Origin of the sequence: Armatimonas rosea (assembly GCF_014202505.1) — a bacterium.
Classification (GTDB): Bacteria; Armatimonadota; Armatimonadia; order Armatimonadales; family Armatimonadaceae; genus Armatimonas; species Armatimonas rosea.
Window position 1 is genome coordinate 1,098,912 of sequence record NZ_JACHGW010000001.1, and the last position, 17,563, is coordinate 1,116,474.

The window sequence follows — 17,563 nt, forward strand, 5'->3', positions numbered from 1 at the left end:
AAAATCCCACGGAGCCGTAACCGAAAGCGCCATAATGACGTTACAAACAACAGGAGTTTTTTTGTGATGCGACGCCTGACACTCACTGCCCTACTTGGTCTCAGCCTGCTGACGGTCTCCACCGCGCTGGCCGCTGGTCCCGATCTCTCCGCGAAGCCACGCTTTGGGGCCGCCCTCATGCCAGGCTACGACCAGCCGGTCACGGTCACGGTGACCAATCCCGCCGATGCCGGGGCGTTCACCGGTGAAGTGGTCTTGCAGCGGGGGCAGCAGAGCTGGCGTGCGCCTGTCTCGCTCCCCGCGGGCCCATCGGTGGCGACTGTCGATCTGCGCATCTACATTCCGGCCAATAGCTGGTACCCCACTGCCCTCTCTCTGCGCGGCTCACACGGGGAGAACAAGAGCATCCCATGGAACCCTGCGGTCAAGCCCACGAACTTGCTGCGTGTTCTCGTGGTCACCAAAGACGGTAACCTGCCGACGGAGTGGGAAGCGCTCAACGGCCAGACCCGCGGTGTCCACCGCTCTCTTGGTTATCTCGCCAAGGCCGGCCCTCGTCGCCGCCCCGACGAGCCCTACCGCGGTGGCCAGCTCCCGGAGGAAGACTATCTCTCCGTGGTCGCGGCAAGCCCCACCCAGCTCACCGATCAGGCGGGCGATCTGGACCAGTTTGGGATTGTGGTGCTCTCGGGGGAGCTGGGCCTGAGCGAGGCGCAGAGCGCGGCCCTGCGGCGCTGGGTCAATGCCGGCGGGACACTGATCCCTCTGCCAGCGGAGACAGATGGCCCCGTTGAAGCAGTAGAGCGATTGGGAGTGGGGCGCATCCGCCATGTGGGGCTGGAGAACCCTGCCCCGCTACTAACCTCTTGGAATCAGGTCGGTGCCCTTCGTGCCGCACAGGCAAGCGATGGAGACTACTACAATCAGGGGAGCCAGAACTTCTTCCCGCAGATCCTGCAGAACTCCGATGTCAAGGCCCCGCCGTTCTCGACAATCGCCCTCTTTTTGGGAGCCTATCTCTTTGCGGTGGTTCCTCTTCAGTACATTGTCCTGCGCCGCCTGGATAAGCGCGAGTGGGCCTGGGGAACCACCCCGCTCCTCGCCGGTGTGTTTGCGGTCGGGGCCTATGTCGTGGGAAGTCAGGGGCGCAGCGATACCGCCTTCTACACGTCGGCCGCCGTGATCGAGACCGGCTCCGGCCAGACCACGGGCAATGCGGTGGCACGCTACGGGCTCTACTCGCCGCACCGGACCACCTACAGCCTGACCGCCCCGACCCCCGATACCACGTTCTTCCGGACGGTCGGCGATGTCGTCAACCTCGCGACCCAGCAGAACACGGGGCAGCCACCCCGCCTGGATGAGTTCAGCGTTCCCCAGTGGGCGATGCGCTCGGTCGCTTTCCAGAGTAAGGACCTTCCTCTGGGCGGTGGCATTGTCGCAGACCTCAAAGAAGTTCGGGGGATGCTCACGGGGACGATCACCAACAACACGCCGGTCGTGCTGGAGAGTGTGACCCTGCATCGCTACGGGATGGTGGGGCGCGTGGAGACGATCGCTCCGGGACAGACGGTCACGGTGCAGTCGGCGGAGATGCCTTGGCGCTCCACCACCGGGTTAGAGCCGGAGCGACGCTACTACTCCATGCTGACGGAGAACAACCTACGCAGCTGGGGCTCTAAGACGGAGGTCGTCATCACAGCCCTGACCCCACAAGACCTCGTGCCCCTTCAGCTGGGCGGCGGTAAGGCCGTGGCAAAGACCACCAACAGCCTGCTGATTGTCCATGCTCCCCTGAAGTAGCCTCAGGGAGGAGAGGGGGACCTTGCTGGCCAATCTCTCTTCCATGACCACCGCGAACCCCTCTTCTGTCTTAAGCCCTGCGCAGGTGCAGGGCTTTCTTGATAATGGTTATCTTGTTGTCAAGGGCTGCCTCGATCCCGAGCTGGCCCGGCGCTGGGTGGACGATGGCTTTGCCCGGCTTGGCTACGACCCGGGCGAGCCCAGCACCTGGAAAAAAGACATTGTCTGGATGGACCACCACCACAAGCTCCCCGTGCGAGAGCTCGCGCCCAAGGCATGGGCCGCGCTCTGTGAGGTAATTGGGGGCGAGGAGCGGCTGGAGACCCAGGTGATGCAGATCGAGTCGGCGCATTTTTCGACCATCAACTCTTGGCTCTGGTCCGATGCCTTTGTCGCCAACTTCCACCGTGGTGCCGACCAGCCCTGGCAGCCTCCGAGCGCTGAGGTGGGCGGCTGGCACAAAGACGGCAGCTACTTCCGGCACTTTCTCGATAGCCGCGAGCAGGCGCTCCTCACCATTGTCCTCTGGTCCGATATGCGGCACCAAGGCGGCGGGACGTTTATCGCCCCGGACTCCGTGCGTGTGGTCGCTAAGTTCCTCGCGGAGCACCCCGAGGGAGTCGCGCCGGGAGACTTTAAGTTCCAGGAGCTCATTGCCCAGTGCCAGCGCTTCGAGGAGCTGACCGGCGAGGTGGGGGACTTCGTGATCCTGCACCCGTTTATGCTCCATGCCTCGTCGCAGAACACCCTCCGACGCCCGCGCTTTATGACCAACCCGCCCGTGGTGCTCAAAGAGCCCATGAACCTCAACCGTGAGAACCCCGAGGACTTCTCCCTGCTAGAGCGTGCGACCCTGCACTACCTCGGTAAGGAGCGCCTCGATTTTGTGCCCACGGCTCCTCGTGAGTCGTACTGGTGGCCCGCAACGACTGCCTAGAGTGAGTTAAGAATGTCTTCATGGTCTGTGGCTAGAGTGGCAGGGTATGAATGCGAACCTTGACCCTCAGATAGAGTTGCTCCGCCGCGACTTTGCGGCGGCTCGCCCTCAGGAAACCGACCTTGAGATCTACCGCCTCGACTGGACCGTCCCTCTGGCAACGGCACAAAAGCGTGCCCTTCAAGAGAGACGCCCCCTGCTGGTTGTCGCGGTGCGCAATGCCCACGGGGATACCTTTACGGGGCACTGCTGATCGAACTCCAACTACACGAGAGGGGGCGCTCTCTCGGACGCGGCGGTCGTCGCGCTTTTACAGCCTTTTGTCCTCACCACCTGGGCAGGTAGCTCACCGAGCGAAGCGCCTGCTGGGATTCGTGACGCTCTCTTTGCCGCGGATAGCCCTGGCGAGACCACCTATTTTGTGATCGCCGATGCTACCGGGCGTATCCAGGGCGCGATTCCGGGCGGCACGATGCTCAATCGCCAGCCCGGAGCTGCCACGGGCTATGTCCGAGATCAGCTTCAGCGCGCCATTGCCTACCTGAAGCTCCCCCCGCACACCGCTCCGCTTCGCCCCGTTCGACTCCCGAGTCTCCCCCCAAGCAAAACTCCCTTGGCGGTGCCTGCAGGTGTTCGACTCTTCATCCGCCTGCCGGAGCACCCACAGCCGGCCTACCGTGTCCCTATCGTTCAGCCTATCGCCCTCACCAGCGCCGAGTGGGCTACGCTCGCACACCCCAGCGCCCCACGCACGGTCGCCGCGGAGCTGCTGCGTGTCTGGCTGGAGCAGGTCTTTCCGGTGGGGATGAAGGAGATGGTGGGGGCTAATATCCACAACGACAGGGTGGGCGGCTCTCTCACCCTCCGACCCGCTGGGAGTGATACAAAGTACCGCTATGCGATTCTCTCTGGCACGGTGGCTCTCACGCTTGCGGGGCGCACGCAGGTGGAGCATGGCGGTACGCTCAAGGCTGTCCTCGCCTATCCTAAGACCGGCTCTGGTATTGTCGCGCTGAAAGGGATTCTCAACGGCACCTACCCCGAGACCGACTCCTTCCAGACCCGAGTCACCCAACACCCCTACGTGGTCGTGCTTGAGTCGCTCTAGCGCATGCCTTCCGCTTCAGGCACAATGCTCCCATGGAAAAACACGAAACCGAGCTTCTGGCAGTGCTCTCCCTGATGCACCGCAACACGGTGGAGACGGAGTCCTGGATCACGCCGCTCCGCGACGTTCTGGAGGGAATCGACGAAGACGAGGCGGCGTGGCGCCCGGCACCGGGCGAGCGCTCGCTCTGGGAGATCGTGCTCCATATCGAGGCCTGGACAAGCTGGGCGGTACACTTCCTTCAGGGCAGAGATACCACCGTCACCGACTGGCCCCCGACCGCCACGGAGAGCTGGGCGGCCACCCAGCAGCGGGTGGAGTCGACGCTTACAGCCTTTGGCGAGGGGATCGCCGCCCTCCGTGCCGAGGCGCTCTTCGAGTCTCCCACCCCAGAGGTTACCCCGACTAGCCGCCTGCTGGGGATCGCCAGTATTCTCGTGCACAACGCCTACCACGCCGGGCAGCTCACGAAGCTCCGGGACCAGTACACCCGCCGTTGACAAGAGGAACCTTCATGCCACGTCCCCAACCCTCCCGTACTCCCTCTCTCTTTTGCGAAAAAGCGTACAACGCCGCAGTCCTTGCCGAGGCAGTGAATTACTTTGTGGCTCTGGGAGAGAGACGCGCCGCAACAGAGCTGGCCCAGCTCGCTCCCCAAGCCTTCGATCCGAAGACACCTTTGGAAGTGCGAGTCGCACGAGGCTTTGAGCGTCATGATCGCGTGGGCTGGGTTCTTCGGATTCTCTTCCTGCCTAAGAAGGCATACCCTTTGCGTGAGCCGCGCTACGGCGGGCTGAGCCTCCCAACCCTCACGATGCCTCCAGCACGCTGGCCTCTCTATCCCGTGGTTGCCTCAGGAAGCTCTTACTTTGTCTTGAGCGAGGGATATATGCTAGGGGGGAGCCCCGAAGACCCGCTGAAATACCTGAGGTACTGTCAGACGGAAGGGCGTTTTCGCACGCAACCCGTTCCTGTGCCCACACGGGAGCAAGCACTTCAGGACGTACTCGCAGTGCGCCAGTCGGAGGCTTGGAAGGACAGTGCGCCCGGTCGTCGCTATACGATGCACGAAGGAGCTGTCTATGATTACTTAAAGGCCCAAGCAGACTCTATTCCCACGTAGCTCTTGTTTTGCTTGAATTTTGTCAGCCCGCACCCAGAGGGGATCCGGGCTTTGCAGACGCCGGTTTCAACCGGTGGCTACACTGCGCCGCCGAACTCGTTGTTGACGGCTTGCACCAAGGCTTTCATGTAGGCAATCGAGTAGGCGAGGCCCGTGCGGGAGCCGCCGAGCATCTGGGGGATGTGGTCGGGGATGATCGCACCGTCGTACTCGACTTCCCGGAGCGCGCGCATCACCTGGTGCATATCCTGGTAGCCATCGTCGATGAAGGTCTCCTGCCAGGGCTCGGGCATGGGGTTGCTGACATTGCGGAAGTGCACCTTAAAGAGCTTCTTCTGCGCCGCGAAGCTCTTGATCGCGGAGATTACATCGCACCCCATCCCGACCGTCCCACCCTCCAGCCAGCACCCCACGCAGAGGCAGACTCCGATGTAGGGGGAGTTTGCGATATCGAGTGCCCGCTGGTAGCCCGCGGCGTTGCCGAAGATGCAGCGGGGAATCCCGCCGAGCGCGTAGACCGGGGGATCGTCGGGGTGGATGCCGATACAGACCTTGGTCTCCTCGGCCACCGGCACGACCTGCTTGATAAAGTACGTGTAGTTCTCCCAGAGCTCGTCCTCGGTGTAGACCCGCCCGTGGGTCAGCTCGCCCTCGAAGACCTTCTCGATCCAGTGCCCCTTGGCGTTCTTGATGTCCAGCACGCGCGCTTGGACGCCCCCGCGCCCGTCGGTGTGGCCCGTGCTCCAGATGCCGTTTCCCATGTGGGCGTAGGTGTGGTAGAAGATCCCCGCCTTTTGGAGATTGCGCAGAAAGCCCAGGAACTCCTCGATCTTCTGGTCGCGGCCCGGCAGGTTTAGCGTGATCTCAGGGACATTGTGGACCCCGTGGTTGCCGATCCGGTAGATCTTCACCCCGTACTTCGCCAGCCGCTCGCTGAATCGACAATAGTCCTCCGCCGTATGGTGCGCCGGGTTGACGATATTAAGCATCGCCCACTCCACCCCGAGCTGCTGCAAGAACTGCAAGTCGTCGTCGCTTGCCTCGGAGCTGACATAGGTGCCGATCTGAATGCCCGGTTTGGTGCCATAGAAGCCGGGAACCGCCCGGAGCGGATAACGATCCATACTTACCTCATTGTTGTTTGGATCACTCCCGTTGGAGGGGAGCGTCAACGAGCCTCGTGCCTCGGCTGCAAAGGCCTTCGGCCATACCGAATATCTTATGACCGAAGGCCTTCCCAGCCGCAGGCTCGTTGACGCCCCGCTCTCACCGGGGCGATTCAACTGCGTTAGTGATTGAACAAAAACTCCTTGGAGTTGAGCAGTGCCCAGAGAATATCCTCAGCCTCCTGGCGCTTGTCCTTGGCCTCGCGCAGGGAGACCACGGCATCGAAGAGCTCGCCTTGGTCGGGGAGGCGCGAGACGGACGCGAGATAGAGCTCCTCGACCAGCTTGGTATCGGGTGTCTTTGCCTCGATCAGCTTGGCGATGCGGCCTGTCTTGCTGGAGAGCTTCTCGTTGATGCCCTTGCCGTTCATGAAGTGCAGAAGCTGCCCGAGGTTGGGGGCGTCTTGGCGCTCGCACTGGCAGACAATATTGCGGGCGGGGCGGCCAAAGAGATCGAGGAAGTACGAGCCCGCTGTGGTGTCGGGGAGCTCGGCGGCGCGCATGCCGGCCGGGTAGCCGCCGAACTTCTCGGGTGAGCCCGTGGCGCTCCCCACTGCATCGAGGAGGGACTCAGCGTCGAGGCGCTTGAAGAAGTAGTGCGAGAAGTAGCGCGTGTCGGCGACATTGATCTTGGTGGGGAAGGCGGTGCGCTGGTAGGCACGGGTCGCAAGAATGGTGCGCATCGTGTGCTTCAGGTCGTAGCCATGGTTCACAAAGTCTGCCGCCAGCCAATCTAAGAGAACGGGGTTGGTGGGCGGGTTGGTGACACGCACATCGTCGACCGGCTCGATCAACCCTTGTCCCAGGAAGTGCTTCCAGAGGCGGTTGACCACGACTTTGGCAAAGAACGGGTTTTTCGTGTCCGTGAGCCAGTCCGCAAACGCGAGGCGGCGGTCGCCCGTGAACTCTTTGGCGACGGGGGCACCACCGAGCGCGGTGGGGACCATGGTCTTGCCCGTGCGCGGGTTCACCGACTCGCCCGAGCTGACCGTGTAGACAATCTTCTCATCCGCAGCCTCGCCGTTTTTCGTCTTGACACGGGAGAAGAACGCTGCGAACTGGTAGTACTGGTCCTGCTTCCACTTTTCATAGGGGTGGTTGTGGCAGCGGGCGCACTGAATCCGCACGCCCAGAAAGACCTGCGACGTGGTCTCGGTGAGGGCATCGGGGGTGGCGGCGGCGCGGAAGTAGTTGGCCGGGCCGTCGTCGTAGGCGCTGCCCTGCGCCAGGAGCAGCTCGCGGGCCATGGTGTTCCAGGGCTTGTTGGCCGCCACACTGTCGCGAATCCAGCGGTTGAGCGCGATAAGCCCCTTATCGTTGAGGACATTGCGGTTGCTGCGCAGGAGATCGCCCCACTTGAGAGTCCAGTAGTCCACGTACTCCGGGCGTGCCAGCAGGGTCTCCACGAGCTTGCTGCGCTTCTGGGGATCGGTGTCGGCGAGGAAGGCGCGGGTGGTATCGGGGGTGGGGAGCAGGCCGGTGAGGTCCAGCGAGACCCGGCGCAGGTAGTCCGAGTCGGAGCAGGTGGGCGAGGCATCCAGCCCAAGCGCGGCGAGCTTGTTCTCGATCAGGCGGTCGATGTTAGTGGGCTGGGGCTGCGCAGGGCGTGGCTTGGAAAACGGGGAGAGCAGGGACGCCGTTGCGACCCGGTCTTGGTAGCGGATCAGGATCGCGCCCTCGCCCTTACCCACGATCTTGGCATCGCCCTCGGGAGAGACCTGGGCAACCGTCCCATCGCTGACACTAAACAGCGCCTCCGCGCTCACATCGCGGCGGGCCTTGTCGGCGAAGTTGGCCCAGACCCGGAAGCGCTGCTTCTGCCCGAGAGCGAGCGTGCGGGTCGGGGGGACGATCTCCAGGCCCGTGACCTCGGGCTCGTCGGCTTTGGGCCGTGGCATCCCCGCCGCGATCCAGTCCACGAGTAGCTGGTAGGGCGGCGAGCCGGGCTCAAAGAGCTGGCCGCCTTTGTGGCTGACTCGCATCGTCGGCTTGCGTAGGAGCAGGCTGTTCTCCGGCTGGGCGGGGCTCAGGCGGCGGCCCGCGGCGGCACGGGTGATGGAGTCGTAGTCCGCCTCAGGATCGTAGCCCTGGAGGGAGAGCTTGAAGCCGCCCTTGCCCTGGGTCGCGCCATGACAGCCGCCCTGGTTGCAGCCGTAGCGGGTGAGCACGGGGATCACGTCCGACGTAAACCGTGGTGGCTTGGCCCCCGTGAGCCCAGTGACGGTGACCGGAATGGTAATTTTCTGCCCTTTGTACTGCGCGGTGAGGACGGTCGTGCCGTCTTTTCGCGGCCAGAGTGTCCCGTTCTTGCTAAGCACCGCCAGCTTCGGATCGGCCAGCGACAGGGCCACCTCGCCGCTCACATCTCGCCCGCTCTCCTCGACCAGCACCCGCGCCGATGCGTACGCGCCCGCGAGCGCGATAGCTTTCTCACCGCCCGAAAAAGCCAGGGTGGGTTTTGTGGGCGGGGGGGCGCTGTAGCTAAGCGCTGCTAGCCCCAGCAATGCCCCGATGCATAGCAGTTTTCTCATGCAGGGATTATACACTGTCGGGGATTGAAAATCCCCGCCTGGTAAAAGAGAGCGTCCCGAGGACGCGCTGAGTTTTGGGGCTTGCACGTCCTCGGGACGCTCCTGCTTGGAGACGGGTATTTCACTACCTGGCGCGGTAAAATACACCACCATGCCGATCTATGAGTACCGCTGTAAGCCCTGTGAGCGCAGCTTTGAGACGCTACGAACGCTCTCGCAAAAAGACGAACCCACGCCCTGCCCGAGCTGTGGCACGCCCACCAAGACACGCCTGCTCTCGATGGTTGCCGCCCATGTCTCCGCCGACGGAGCCGGGGCCTGTGCGACCAGTGCCGCTCTGAACATGCCCTGCTGCGGTGGGGGGTGTGGTCTGCCGATGCGACGCTAGCCGTCTTTCATGCAACGTCTGCCAGCGCTCGATGCGCTGCGTTTTCTCGCGGCTCTGGTGGTCGTGGTCTCCCATATTGGCGTCCCTTTCTTCAGCGCGGAGCGGGGAGCTGTCCCAAGCCTGCCCCAGCAGCTGGTGATGTTTTTCTTCAATGGCCCCGCCGCCGTGATGGTGTTCTTCATCATCTCGGGGTTCTGTATCCACCTGCCGTTTGTGGGGGAGCGCCCCCTGGAGCTGCGCGCGTTCTACCTGCGCCGGGTCCTGCGGCTCGTACTGCCGCTGGCGCTCTGGCTACCCGTGGCACTGGTACTAAAGGAGCGCTCCCTGAGCCTGGCAGCGCTCTGGAGCCTCTGGGCCGAGCTGATCTACTACGCGCTCTACCCCGCGCTACGACTCGCTGTCCGCCGGGTCGGCTGGGGGATAGTCTACGGCGCGGCGCTCGCCATCGCGCTCGCGATTCTCGTCTTTTCACCCGTGCGGGAGGGAATTCCCGGCTATGGCCCGACACTCTCCTGGGCACTGGGCCTGCCCGTCTGGCTCCTCGGCGTGCGGCTGGCCGAGCAGTGGAGCATGCGGCGCCTTTTTGCCCTGGAGCTGGGAGAGCTCTGGGGCGTGCGGCTTGCGCTGGCGCTGGCGGGCTGGGGCGCGGCGGCACTCCACTGGAAGCAGGTCCCCGATGGGCTCACCCTCAATGCCTTCGCGTGGCTCGCGGCCTACTGGCTGGGGCAGGAGCTCCTCAGAGCACAGAAGTACCCCTTTCCCGCGTGGCTGGTCGCGGCTGGGGCCTGGAGCTACTCGCTCTACCTGACCCATATCGGGGTGGGCTGGAGCCTGGTGATTCTCCTCAATCTTCATCCTCCGTTTGCCAGTGCCCTTGCCCTCACCGCCGCTCTGGGATTTGCCTGGCTCTACGGCCGCTTTGTCGAGGCGCCCGCCCATGCGCTGGCCCGGCGAGCAAGCGCGGTAAAATAGCCTTTAGGATTGCTGTCGCTGCGGCGATACTGAGTTCACTATGCCTGAAAAACGCTACTACATCACCACCCCGATCTACTATGTCAATGGAGTTCCCCACGTGGGGAGCGCCACGACCACGCTCCTGTGCGATGCCCACACCCGCTACCGAAAGCTGCGCGGCGACGATGCCTACTTCCTGACGGGCACCGATGAGCACGCCCAGAAAGTCGCCGATGCGGCCGCGAAAGTGGGGAAGACGCCGCAGGACTTTGTGGACGAGGTCAGCCAGCGCTATGTGGAGTGCTGGGAATACCTAGGAATAAAATACAATAGCTTCATTCGCACCAGCGAGGAGCGCCACAAGAAAGTAGTCCGGGAGATCTTCTCGCGCCTGCAGGCCAGCGGCGATATCTACCTCGGTGTCTACGAGGGCTGGTACTCGGTCGCGGATGAGACCTTCTTCCGAGACACCGATGTCGATGAGAACGGGATTGTGAAAGAGACCGGCGCGAAGGTGATTCGCATCCAGGAAGATGTCCACTACTTCCGGCTCTCGGCCTACGGCGAGCGGCTCAAGGCGCATATCGCGGCCAACCCGACTTTTCTGCTCCCCGAGACCCGCCGCAATGAAGTGCTGGCCATGATCGACGATGGCCTACGGGATATTGCGATCTCGCGCAAGAACGCGGGCTGGGGGATCGAGGTGCCAGGCGACGAGGGGAAAGTCTTCTATGTCTGGTTCGATGCCCTGATCAACTACCTGAGCGAGACCGGCTGGCCCGACAACGAAAACTGGAGCACGCTCTGGCCCGCCGATGCGCACCTGATGGCCAAGGAGATCTACGCCCGCTTCCACGCCACTTTCTGGCCCGCGATGCTGATGGGGCTCGGCCTGCCGTTGCCCAAGCACGTGGTCGGGCACGGCTGGTGGACGGTCGGTGGGGAGAAGGGGAGCAAGTCCAAGGGCAATATCCCCGAGCCCAAGGCGGTGGTCGATGCGCTGGTTGCGGCCAGTGGGGCGGCGGAGAGCACGGCAAAAGATGCCCTGCGCTACTACCTCCTGCGCGATATCCGCTTCACCGACGACTCCGAGTTCTCGCTGGAGCTTCTGGCCAACCGCTGGAACGCCGATCTGGGCAACGACTTTGGCAATGTCCTCAACCGCATCCTCAAGGCGACCTACTTCGACGGTGTCATCCCCGCAAGCGCCCCGCTCGATCCCGGCCTGACCGCGGTTGCGGCGGAGGCGGTCGCTGCCTACGAGAAAGCCCTGGAGCGCTTCGACTGGGGCAGCGCGCTCTCGTCGGTGTGGCCCCTCTTGCGCGCGGTCAATGTCTACCTCGCCGAGAAAGCGCCGTGGAAAGCGGCCAAGGCAGGCGAGACAGCGGCGGTCGCCGAGGCGGTCTACAACGCGCTGGAGGGAGTGCGCCTGGCGACCTACCTCCTCTCGCCTGTCATGCCCACGGTCGCTGCGGAGGTGGCGAGCCAGCTGGGCCTAGAGTCGCTCACGAGTGGCACCTGGGAAGACAGCACCCGCTTTGGCGCCCTGCCCGGCGGGATCAAGACCGGCGAGCCCGCCCCGCTCTTCCCGCGTGTCGATACTAAAATTCTACTCGCTCCGCCTCCCCCCGGCGACAGCGCCGTTTCCCCCTCCGCACCCAAAGGGTACCCGGCGAAGGGGGAGAAAAGTGATAAGCAACCTATGGAAACTGAAGCCCCTACGTCTAACGAGATTACGATCGATGACTTCCTGAAAGTCGAGCTCCGTGTCGCCGATATTGTCGCGGCGGAGAAAGTGCCCGATGCCGATAAGCTGCTAAAGCTCCAGCTCAAGATTGGTGAGGAAGACCGCCAGATTGTCAGTGGGATCGCGACCGCCTACACGCCCGAGGAGCTGGTCGGCCGCCAGATTGTCGTGGTCTACAACCTCAAGCCCCGCAAGATGCGCGGGGTGGAGAGCAAGGGAATGCTCCTGGCCGCCACCGATGCCGAGGGCAATGCGATCCTGCTCCAGCCCGATAAAAAGGCCGACTCGGGGAGCACGGTGCGGTAAGGATGAAACTGGCACTTCTTTCGGACAATCGGCTGGCCGTGACCTACGGCGACGAAGAGCAGCTCCTTCCCGTGGTGGCGGCGCTGGCGGCGGCGGGGGACACGGCTCCTGCGCCGGCGACCCCGTTTGAGGCGGCGTGTGAGGCCGCAGCACTCAGCACGCGGCTGGAGCGGGCGCTCTCGGTTCTGCTGGAGACGGGGCAACTTGAAGACTTGCTCCTTCCGCCGTTTGCACCACGCCACGCGCCGATCCCCAAGCCCAATCGCATCCTCGCTATCGGCCGCAACTACGCTGAGCACGCCAAGGAGCTGGGCAACGCGGTCCCCGATGAGCCCGTGGTCTTTCTCAAGGCATCCCAGAGCGTGATCGGGCCGGACCAGGAGATTCTGGTTCCCGACGGCATCGGGCGTGTGGACTACGAGGGCGAGCTGCTGGTGGTGCTGGGCAAGGGCGGCAAGAACATCCCCGAGAGCGAGGCCATGGGCTGCGTGGTGGCCTATAGCTGCTTCAACGATGTGACGGCCCGCGAGAAGTCCAAGGCGCTCCAGAGCAAGGGGCACCCGTGGTTTCTGGCCAAGAGCCTCGATACCTTCGGGCCGCTTGGGCCGCACCTGGTCACCGCCGACGAGCTCCCCGATCCCTCCGAGATTCGAGTGCAGCTGCGCGTGAACGGCGAGACCAAGCAAGACGGCACCACAGGCCAGATGATCCACTCGATCCCCAAGCTGATCGCCTACCTCTCGACCTGGTTTGCGCTGGAGCCCGGCGACGTGATCGCCACAGGAACCCCGCCGGGAGTGGGGCCGCTGGTGGTCGGGGACATGGTCGAGGTGGAGATCGACGGCATCGGGGTGCTGCGGAGCGCGGTTAGCCCGGCTTCTTAAACAGCCCCAGAAGCGCCTTGCGAATCCGCGAGAAGAGAAACAGCGAGATGCCCACGCCGACCACGACCACCACAATCGCGGCGGCGGGGTAGAACGCGGCCAGGGAGGCGGTGCCAATGGCGACACCGTCTTCCGCAAGGCTCACGAGGGCACCCGCACCGGGCGCTGCATTGATCGCGGGGCGCGCTGCGGCCTTGGCACCGTGGCTGGAGAGGGCAATCGTCCCCCCAATCAGAAACGCGATGGTTTTGATAGTCGGATCGAAGTGCCCAAAGGCGCCCGCCGCGAGAACTGCCCCGGCAGGAACCCGCAGAAACGTGTGGATCGCATCCCAGGCATGGTCCACCACGGGAATCTTATCGGCGATAAACTCGACCACGTAGAGCACGAGCGCCACCCCGATCACCCACCAGCTCGTGAGGATCGTCAGGTCGCCGGGCAGGGTCAGATGGGCAAAGCGTCCCAAGAGCCCCAGAGTCGCCACGGTCGCGTATAAATTGATCCCTGAGACCCACGCACTCCCCAGCGCCATGCCCAAGGTCGCTAATCCACCCATGTTTCCCCTCCCCGTCCCGCACGGTAAACGTGGGGCTATGGGGCGTCGTGCCTCCGCCGTTCGCTTCGCTCAGATTTTACCGACGAGGCACGAGGAGGCGGCCGAAGGCCCCATAGCGGGACGATTTCCGTCCACGCTAATCCACCCATAGCTATTCGACCGTGACGCTCTTCGCTAGGTTCCGGGGCATGTCGATCTCACAGCCGCGCTGCTTGGCGATGAGGTAGGCCAGGAGCTGCATGGGGACAATCGAGACAATGGGGGCGAGCTCGGGGCGAACTTGGGGGATTCTGAGGAGGTGGTCGGTGCTGGAGTCGAGGCGGTGCTCGCCTTCGTAGACCACGCCCACGACCGTCCCGCCGCGTGCGGCCACTTCCTTGATATTGCTGAGCATCTTCTCAAAGACCGCCGGCTGGGTCGCGAGGCAGACCACGATCACCCCTGGCTCGATCAGCGCGAGCGGGCCGTGCTTGAGCTCCCCGGCGGCATAGGCCTCGGCGTGGAGGTAGCTGATCTCTTTTAGCTTCAGCGCCGCCTCCAGCGCCACCGCGAAGTCGTAGCCGCGCCCGAGATAGAAGAAGACACTGCGGTCCGCGAGCTGGGCGGCGAGGTCCTCCACGAGAAGCGCGTTGCCGATCACGCTCTCCACCGCATCCGGGAGGGCCACGAGATCGCGGACAAAGTCGGCGTGGGCTTCGTCGGTGAGGCGCTCCTCAACCGCGGCGAGGTGCAGGCCGATCAGATACAGCACCATGAGCTGGGTGACATAGGCCTTCGTGCTCGCCACACAGATCTCGGGGCCGGCCTGGGTGTAGACACAGGCATGGCTCTCGCGGGCAATCGACGAGCCCACGACATTGACTACTGAGACAATGGTCGCTCCAAGGCGCTTGGCCTCGCGCAGGGCGGCCAGCGTATCGGCGGTCTCGCCCGACTGGGAGATGATGAAGCAGAGGGTCTGGGGGCTCACGAGCGGGTCGGCGTAGCGAAACTCCGAGGCCACACTCACCTCGACCGGGCGACGGAGCAGGTTCTCAAAGAAGCGCTTGGCGACCATGCCCGCGTGGTAGGCCGTGCCACAGGCGACAATGTGGATATGCGTAAAGCCCGCGAGCTGCTCCTTGGTGAAGCCGTCGAGCTCGGGGATGAAGACCCGGTCGCTCTCCGTGAGGCGGCCCCGGAGCGTGTCGGCCAGCGCACGCGGCTGCTCGTGGATCTCCTTGAGCATGAAGTGGGGAAAGCCACCCTTCTCCGCCGTCTGCTCGTCCCAGGTGACCTGAAACGGCTCCCGGTGGATGGCAGCGCCTGTGAGGCTGGTGAGGGTCACACCCTCGGGGGTCAGCTTGGCAAAGTCGCCGTCTTCGAGCACGACCACGCGCCGGGTGTAGCGCATGACGGCGGGAATGTCGGAGGCCAGGAAGTTCTCGCCCTCGCCCAGCCCGAGGATCAGCGGCGAGGCGGTCTTGGCGCAGTAGAGGGTCTCGGGCTCGTGCGACGCGCACACCGCAATCGAGTACGCGCCCGTCACCAGGGTCAGCGCCTCGCGGATCGCGGCCTCCATCCCCCCGAGCTTGCGGAACGCCCGGTCCACGAGATGCACCATGACCTCGGTGTCGGTCTCGGATGCAAAGACAAAGCCCTCGGCGAGCAGCTCGGCGCGGAGCTCTTGGTAGTTCTCAATAATCCCATTGTGGATCAGCGCGATCTTGCCGTCGTGGGAGAAGTGCGGGTGGGCATTGGGCGTGGTCGGGCCGCCGTGGGTCGCCCAGCGCGTGTGGGCGATCGAGGCACCGTGGGTCTCCCAGTGGTCCTGGAGCTGCGACTCCAGTACCGCGAGCTTGCCCGCCGCCTTGACGATCTGGACATCGCCCTCGGAGGCCACCGCCACCCCTGCGGAGTCGTAGCCACGGTACTCAAGGCGCCGCAGCATCTCAATCACTGTCCGCACGCCGGGGCGCGGTCCCACATAGCCGGTAATTCCACACATAGGCTTTTATTGTATCGTGCCCACCCCTGCCCGGAACCCACTTTCTTTGGGGATCGTCTGAAGTCTATAAAAGGAAAATCTCGATGCGACAGAGATCTATTGATCCCAAGGCAGTGACGCTATTAGAGGCCGTTGCCCAGCGAGGAAGGTCGATTCAGTCCCTCTCTCTGGACACTCTCTTAGAGACTCCGGCGCGTAAGGTGCAGGGCCACCTCGACTTTAAGCGTCCGCTCGCCTACCGCTCCCTGCAAGCCGATAGGCGGATTATCGCGCTCTCCAACCAGGGGCGCGATATTCAGCTAGACACGCTGAAGAAGACCTATGTCAAGAGCCCCTTTAGCTCCACCACGCTCAGGAACCTCCTGCCCTACCTTGAGGGCTGGCCCGAGCTCCACTCGGAGGAGCTGGCCTATCTCAAGTACCTAGGAACCGAGCGACTGGGGGCGGTCACCTGTGATGTTGTCCGTGGAGATATCGTGAGCGGTCTGAGCCTAGGGAGTAATGGCTGGCCGACTCAGATAACACGGCTCTACATTGGCCCGGATCGTCTGATCTACCGTGTCCGAAATGAGCGCGACGGGGGCAAGGATATCTCGCAGACAACCTACTCCCAGGTGGTGATCAACCCGAACCTTCCTGACAGCATGTTTCTTTTACCGCCGGGCTATACGCCGGGGCCGCGTTCCGGGTACTAAGGAGGGACTTGAGCCTCTACTCCCTGCTCCGCCAGTACGCCTGGAACGCCACGGCCTACCAGATCGTGAATCCGGGGATCGTGCACTGGTTCTCCCCCGAGGGCGATGCTGTCATTGGCTATGTCACAAGGGCCGGGGTGCGGGTAGTGGCGGGGGCACCGGTCTGCGACGAAGCTCGGCTCGCGGCGGTGCTGGCGGCGTTTGCGCAGGAGGCTGCGCACGCGGGGGAGCAGGTCTGCTACTTTGGGGCGGCGGGGCGGGTGTTCTCTCTGCTCTCGGAGCTGGCGGGGCACTCGGTGGTCGTGCTGGGGGCGCAGCCGGTCTGGAACCCACAAGCGCTCCCGAACTGGCGACCGTCGCTACGGGCGCAGCTCTCCCGCGCTAGAAACAAAGGGGTCACCGTCCGCGAGTGGCCCGTGACCGAGGCGGAGAGCCACCCCGAACTGGCGCGGGTGCTGGGCGAGTGGCTGGCCCGCAAGCCCCTGCCGTCGATGCACTTCCTGGTCGAGCCCCAGACCCTCGCGGCGCTCACCGACAAGCGGGTCTTTGTCGCGGAGCAGGGGGGCTCGCCTCTGGGGTTTGTCACCCTCGCGCCCATTCCCGCACGCCAGGGCTGGCTCACGGAGCAGTTTGTGCGGGGGAGGGGGGCACCCAATGGGACCGTGGAGCTGATGCTGGATGCGGCGCTACGGGCCATCGCTGCCGACGGTGCCCAGTACGCGACCATGGGCCTCGTCCCGCTCTCCTCGGGCACCTGGGACCCCGCGCTCTACAACCCGCTCTGGTTGCGTTTTACCCTCGGCTGGGTGCGGGCACACGGGCAGCGTTTTTATAACTTTGGGGGGCTGGAGGCGTTCAAGGCCAAGTTCTCCCCAAGCGGCTGGGAGCCGATCTACGCTATCGCCAACGAGCCGCGCTTCTCGCCGCGCACCCTCTGGGCGATCGCCGCCGCCTTCGCCGACCGCTCGCCCCTCTCAACCATAACGCGTGGCTTGTTCAAGGCCGTCCGCCAAGAGTGGCGCTGGCTCCGTCAGCGCTGAGCGTTGGTGTTTCGCTGCGCCTGGGCCTGCGGCTCAAAGCTCAGGACACGTGTCCCCCGCCGGGTGAGCGGCCCCACCTGCCCGACCTGGAGCGCCGAGTAGATCTCCGTGTCCACCGCGAGCTCCTCTTGGAGGCCGCCCTCAAAGGCAAAGGTCACAAAGCAGCCGACCCCATGGTACATCGAGGCAGTACGCTTCTCCATGACGGTCGCGGTGCACCGGATCAGGGGCTTGCGCCACACCCGCAGGTAGCTGGCGATCAGAAAAGTCAGGAGCGCCGTGAGCGCGACACAGCCCAGAAGAATCAGTGAGCCTGTATGGATCGTATTCATGCCCAT

The 17,563-nt window shown here is 64.0% G+C and carries 17 protein-coding genes; 12 read left to right on the forward strand and 5 right to left on the reverse strand.

Annotated features, from left to right (window positions below; translation table 11 throughout):
• The first annotated feature begins 66 nt into the window (after window positions 1-66).
• The 6 genes from HNQ39_RS05030 (at window position 67) to HNQ39_RS05055 (ending at window position 4,971) form a co-directional block, all read left to right on the forward strand.
• Entirely contained in the window at window positions 67-1,803 is a 1,737-nt protein-coding gene (locus HNQ39_RS05030; protein WP_184192853.1) for a hypothetical protein, read from the forward strand.
• A 43-nt stretch (window positions 1,804-1,846) separates the two neighbouring features.
• The gene (locus tag HNQ39_RS05035; protein WP_184192854.1) at window positions 1,847-2,740 is read left to right on the forward strand and encodes a phytanoyl-CoA dioxygenase family protein; all 894 of its coding nucleotides are present in this window, start codon (window positions 1,847-1,849) and stop codon (window positions 2,738-2,740) included.
• Between the two features lie 46 nt (window positions 2,741-2,786).
• Window positions 2,787-2,993 (forward strand): hypothetical protein, encoded by a 207-nt coding sequence (locus tag HNQ39_RS05040; protein ID WP_184192855.1) that lies wholly within the window; start codon window positions 2,787-2,789, stop codon window positions 2,991-2,993.
• Window positions 2,994-3,161: 168 nt separating this feature from the next.
• The gene (locus HNQ39_RS05045) at window positions 3,162-3,848 is read left to right on the forward strand and encodes a hypothetical protein (protein WP_184192856.1); all 687 of its coding nucleotides are present in this window, start codon (window positions 3,162-3,164) and stop codon (window positions 3,846-3,848) included.
• Between the two features lie 32 nt (window positions 3,849-3,880).
• On the forward strand, window positions 3,881-4,348 hold the full coding sequence (locus tag HNQ39_RS05050; protein WP_184192857.1) for a DinB family protein: 468 nt from the start codon (window positions 3,881-3,883) through the stop codon (window positions 4,346-4,348).
• 14 nt (window positions 4,349-4,362) lie between these two features.
• The gene (locus HNQ39_RS05055) at window positions 4,363-4,971 is read left to right on the forward strand and encodes a hypothetical protein (RefSeq protein ID WP_184192858.1); all 609 of its coding nucleotides are present in this window, start codon (window positions 4,363-4,365) and stop codon (window positions 4,969-4,971) included.
• 77 nt (window positions 4,972-5,048) lie between these two features.
• On the opposite strand, the gene HNQ39_RS05060 is transcribed toward HNQ39_RS05055, so the two are convergent.
• Window positions 5,049-6,095: a mannonate dehydratase gene (locus HNQ39_RS05060; RefSeq protein ID WP_184192859.1), complete on the reverse strand. Its 1,047-nt coding sequence runs from the start codon at window positions 6,093-6,095 to the stop codon at window positions 5,049-5,051.
• 164 nt (window positions 6,096-6,259) lie between these two features.
• Window positions 6,260-8,668 carry a DUF1549 and DUF1553 domain-containing protein gene (locus HNQ39_RS05065; RefSeq protein WP_184192860.1) on the reverse strand — a complete coding sequence of 803 codons (2,409 nt, stop codon included), beginning with the start codon at window positions 8,666-8,668 and terminating at the stop codon, window positions 6,260-6,262.
• Between the two features lie 151 nt (window positions 8,669-8,819).
• Here HNQ39_RS05065 and HNQ39_RS05070 point away from each other — a divergent pair, with 151 nt between their 5' ends.
• The 4 genes from HNQ39_RS05070 to HNQ39_RS05085 are packed head-to-tail and all read left to right on the forward strand — an operon-like array spanning window position 8,820 to window position 12,947.
• The gene (locus HNQ39_RS05070) at window positions 8,820-9,056 is read left to right on the forward strand and encodes an FmdB family zinc ribbon protein (RefSeq protein ID WP_184192861.1); all 237 of its coding nucleotides are present in this window, start codon (window positions 8,820-8,822) and stop codon (window positions 9,054-9,056) included.
• Window positions 9,057-9,065: 9 nt separating this feature from the next.
• Window positions 9,066-10,028, forward strand: a complete 963-nt coding sequence (locus HNQ39_RS05075) for an acyltransferase family protein (protein ID WP_184192862.1) — start codon at window positions 9,066-9,068, stop codon at window positions 10,026-10,028.
• Window positions 10,029-10,068: 40 nt separating this feature from the next.
• Window positions 10,069-12,063, forward strand: a complete 1,995-nt coding sequence (gene metG, locus HNQ39_RS05080; RefSeq protein WP_184192863.1) for a methionine--tRNA ligase — start codon at window positions 10,069-10,071, stop codon at window positions 12,061-12,063.
• 2 nt (window positions 12,064-12,065) lie between these two features.
• A complete protein-coding gene (locus HNQ39_RS05085; protein WP_221289815.1) occupies window positions 12,066-12,947 on the forward strand; it encodes a fumarylacetoacetate hydrolase family protein in 882 nt (293 codons plus the stop codon).
• Here HNQ39_RS05085 and HNQ39_RS05090 read toward each other — a convergent pair.
• The gene (locus HNQ39_RS05090) at window positions 12,931-13,503 is read right to left on the reverse strand and encodes a DUF4126 domain-containing protein (RefSeq protein ID WP_184192864.1); all 573 of its coding nucleotides are present in this window, start codon (window positions 13,501-13,503) and stop codon (window positions 12,931-12,933) included. The two genes, HNQ39_RS05085 and HNQ39_RS05090, sit on opposite strands and share 17 nt — an antisense overlap.
• A 151-nt stretch (window positions 13,504-13,654) precedes the next feature.
• Window positions 13,655-15,490: a glutamine--fructose-6-phosphate transaminase (isomerizing) gene (gene glmS / locus HNQ39_RS05095; RefSeq protein ID WP_184192865.1), complete on the reverse strand. Its 1,836-nt coding sequence runs from the start codon at window positions 15,488-15,490 to the stop codon at window positions 13,655-13,657.
• Between the two features lie 83 nt (window positions 15,491-15,573).
• On the opposite strand from glmS, the gene HNQ39_RS05100 reads away from it, so the two are divergent.
• Together HNQ39_RS05100 and HNQ39_RS05105 are read left to right on the forward strand one after the other, a co-directional pair.
• Window positions 15,574-16,185: a hypothetical protein gene (locus tag HNQ39_RS05100; RefSeq protein WP_184192866.1), complete on the forward strand. Its 612-nt coding sequence runs from the start codon at window positions 15,574-15,576 to the stop codon at window positions 16,183-16,185.
• Between the two features lie 8 nt (window positions 16,186-16,193).
• Window positions 16,194-17,225, forward strand: a complete 1,032-nt coding sequence (locus HNQ39_RS05105) for a DUF2156 domain-containing protein (protein ID WP_184192867.1) — start codon at window positions 16,194-16,196, stop codon at window positions 17,223-17,225.
• On the opposite strand, the gene HNQ39_RS05110 is transcribed toward HNQ39_RS05105, so the two are convergent.
• Entirely contained in the window at window positions 17,216-17,557 is a 342-nt protein-coding gene (locus tag HNQ39_RS05110) for a DUF2500 domain-containing protein (protein ID WP_184192868.1), read from the reverse strand. The two genes, HNQ39_RS05105 and HNQ39_RS05110, sit on opposite strands and share 10 nt — an antisense overlap.
• Between the last annotated feature and the right edge of the window lie 6 nt (window positions 17,558-17,563).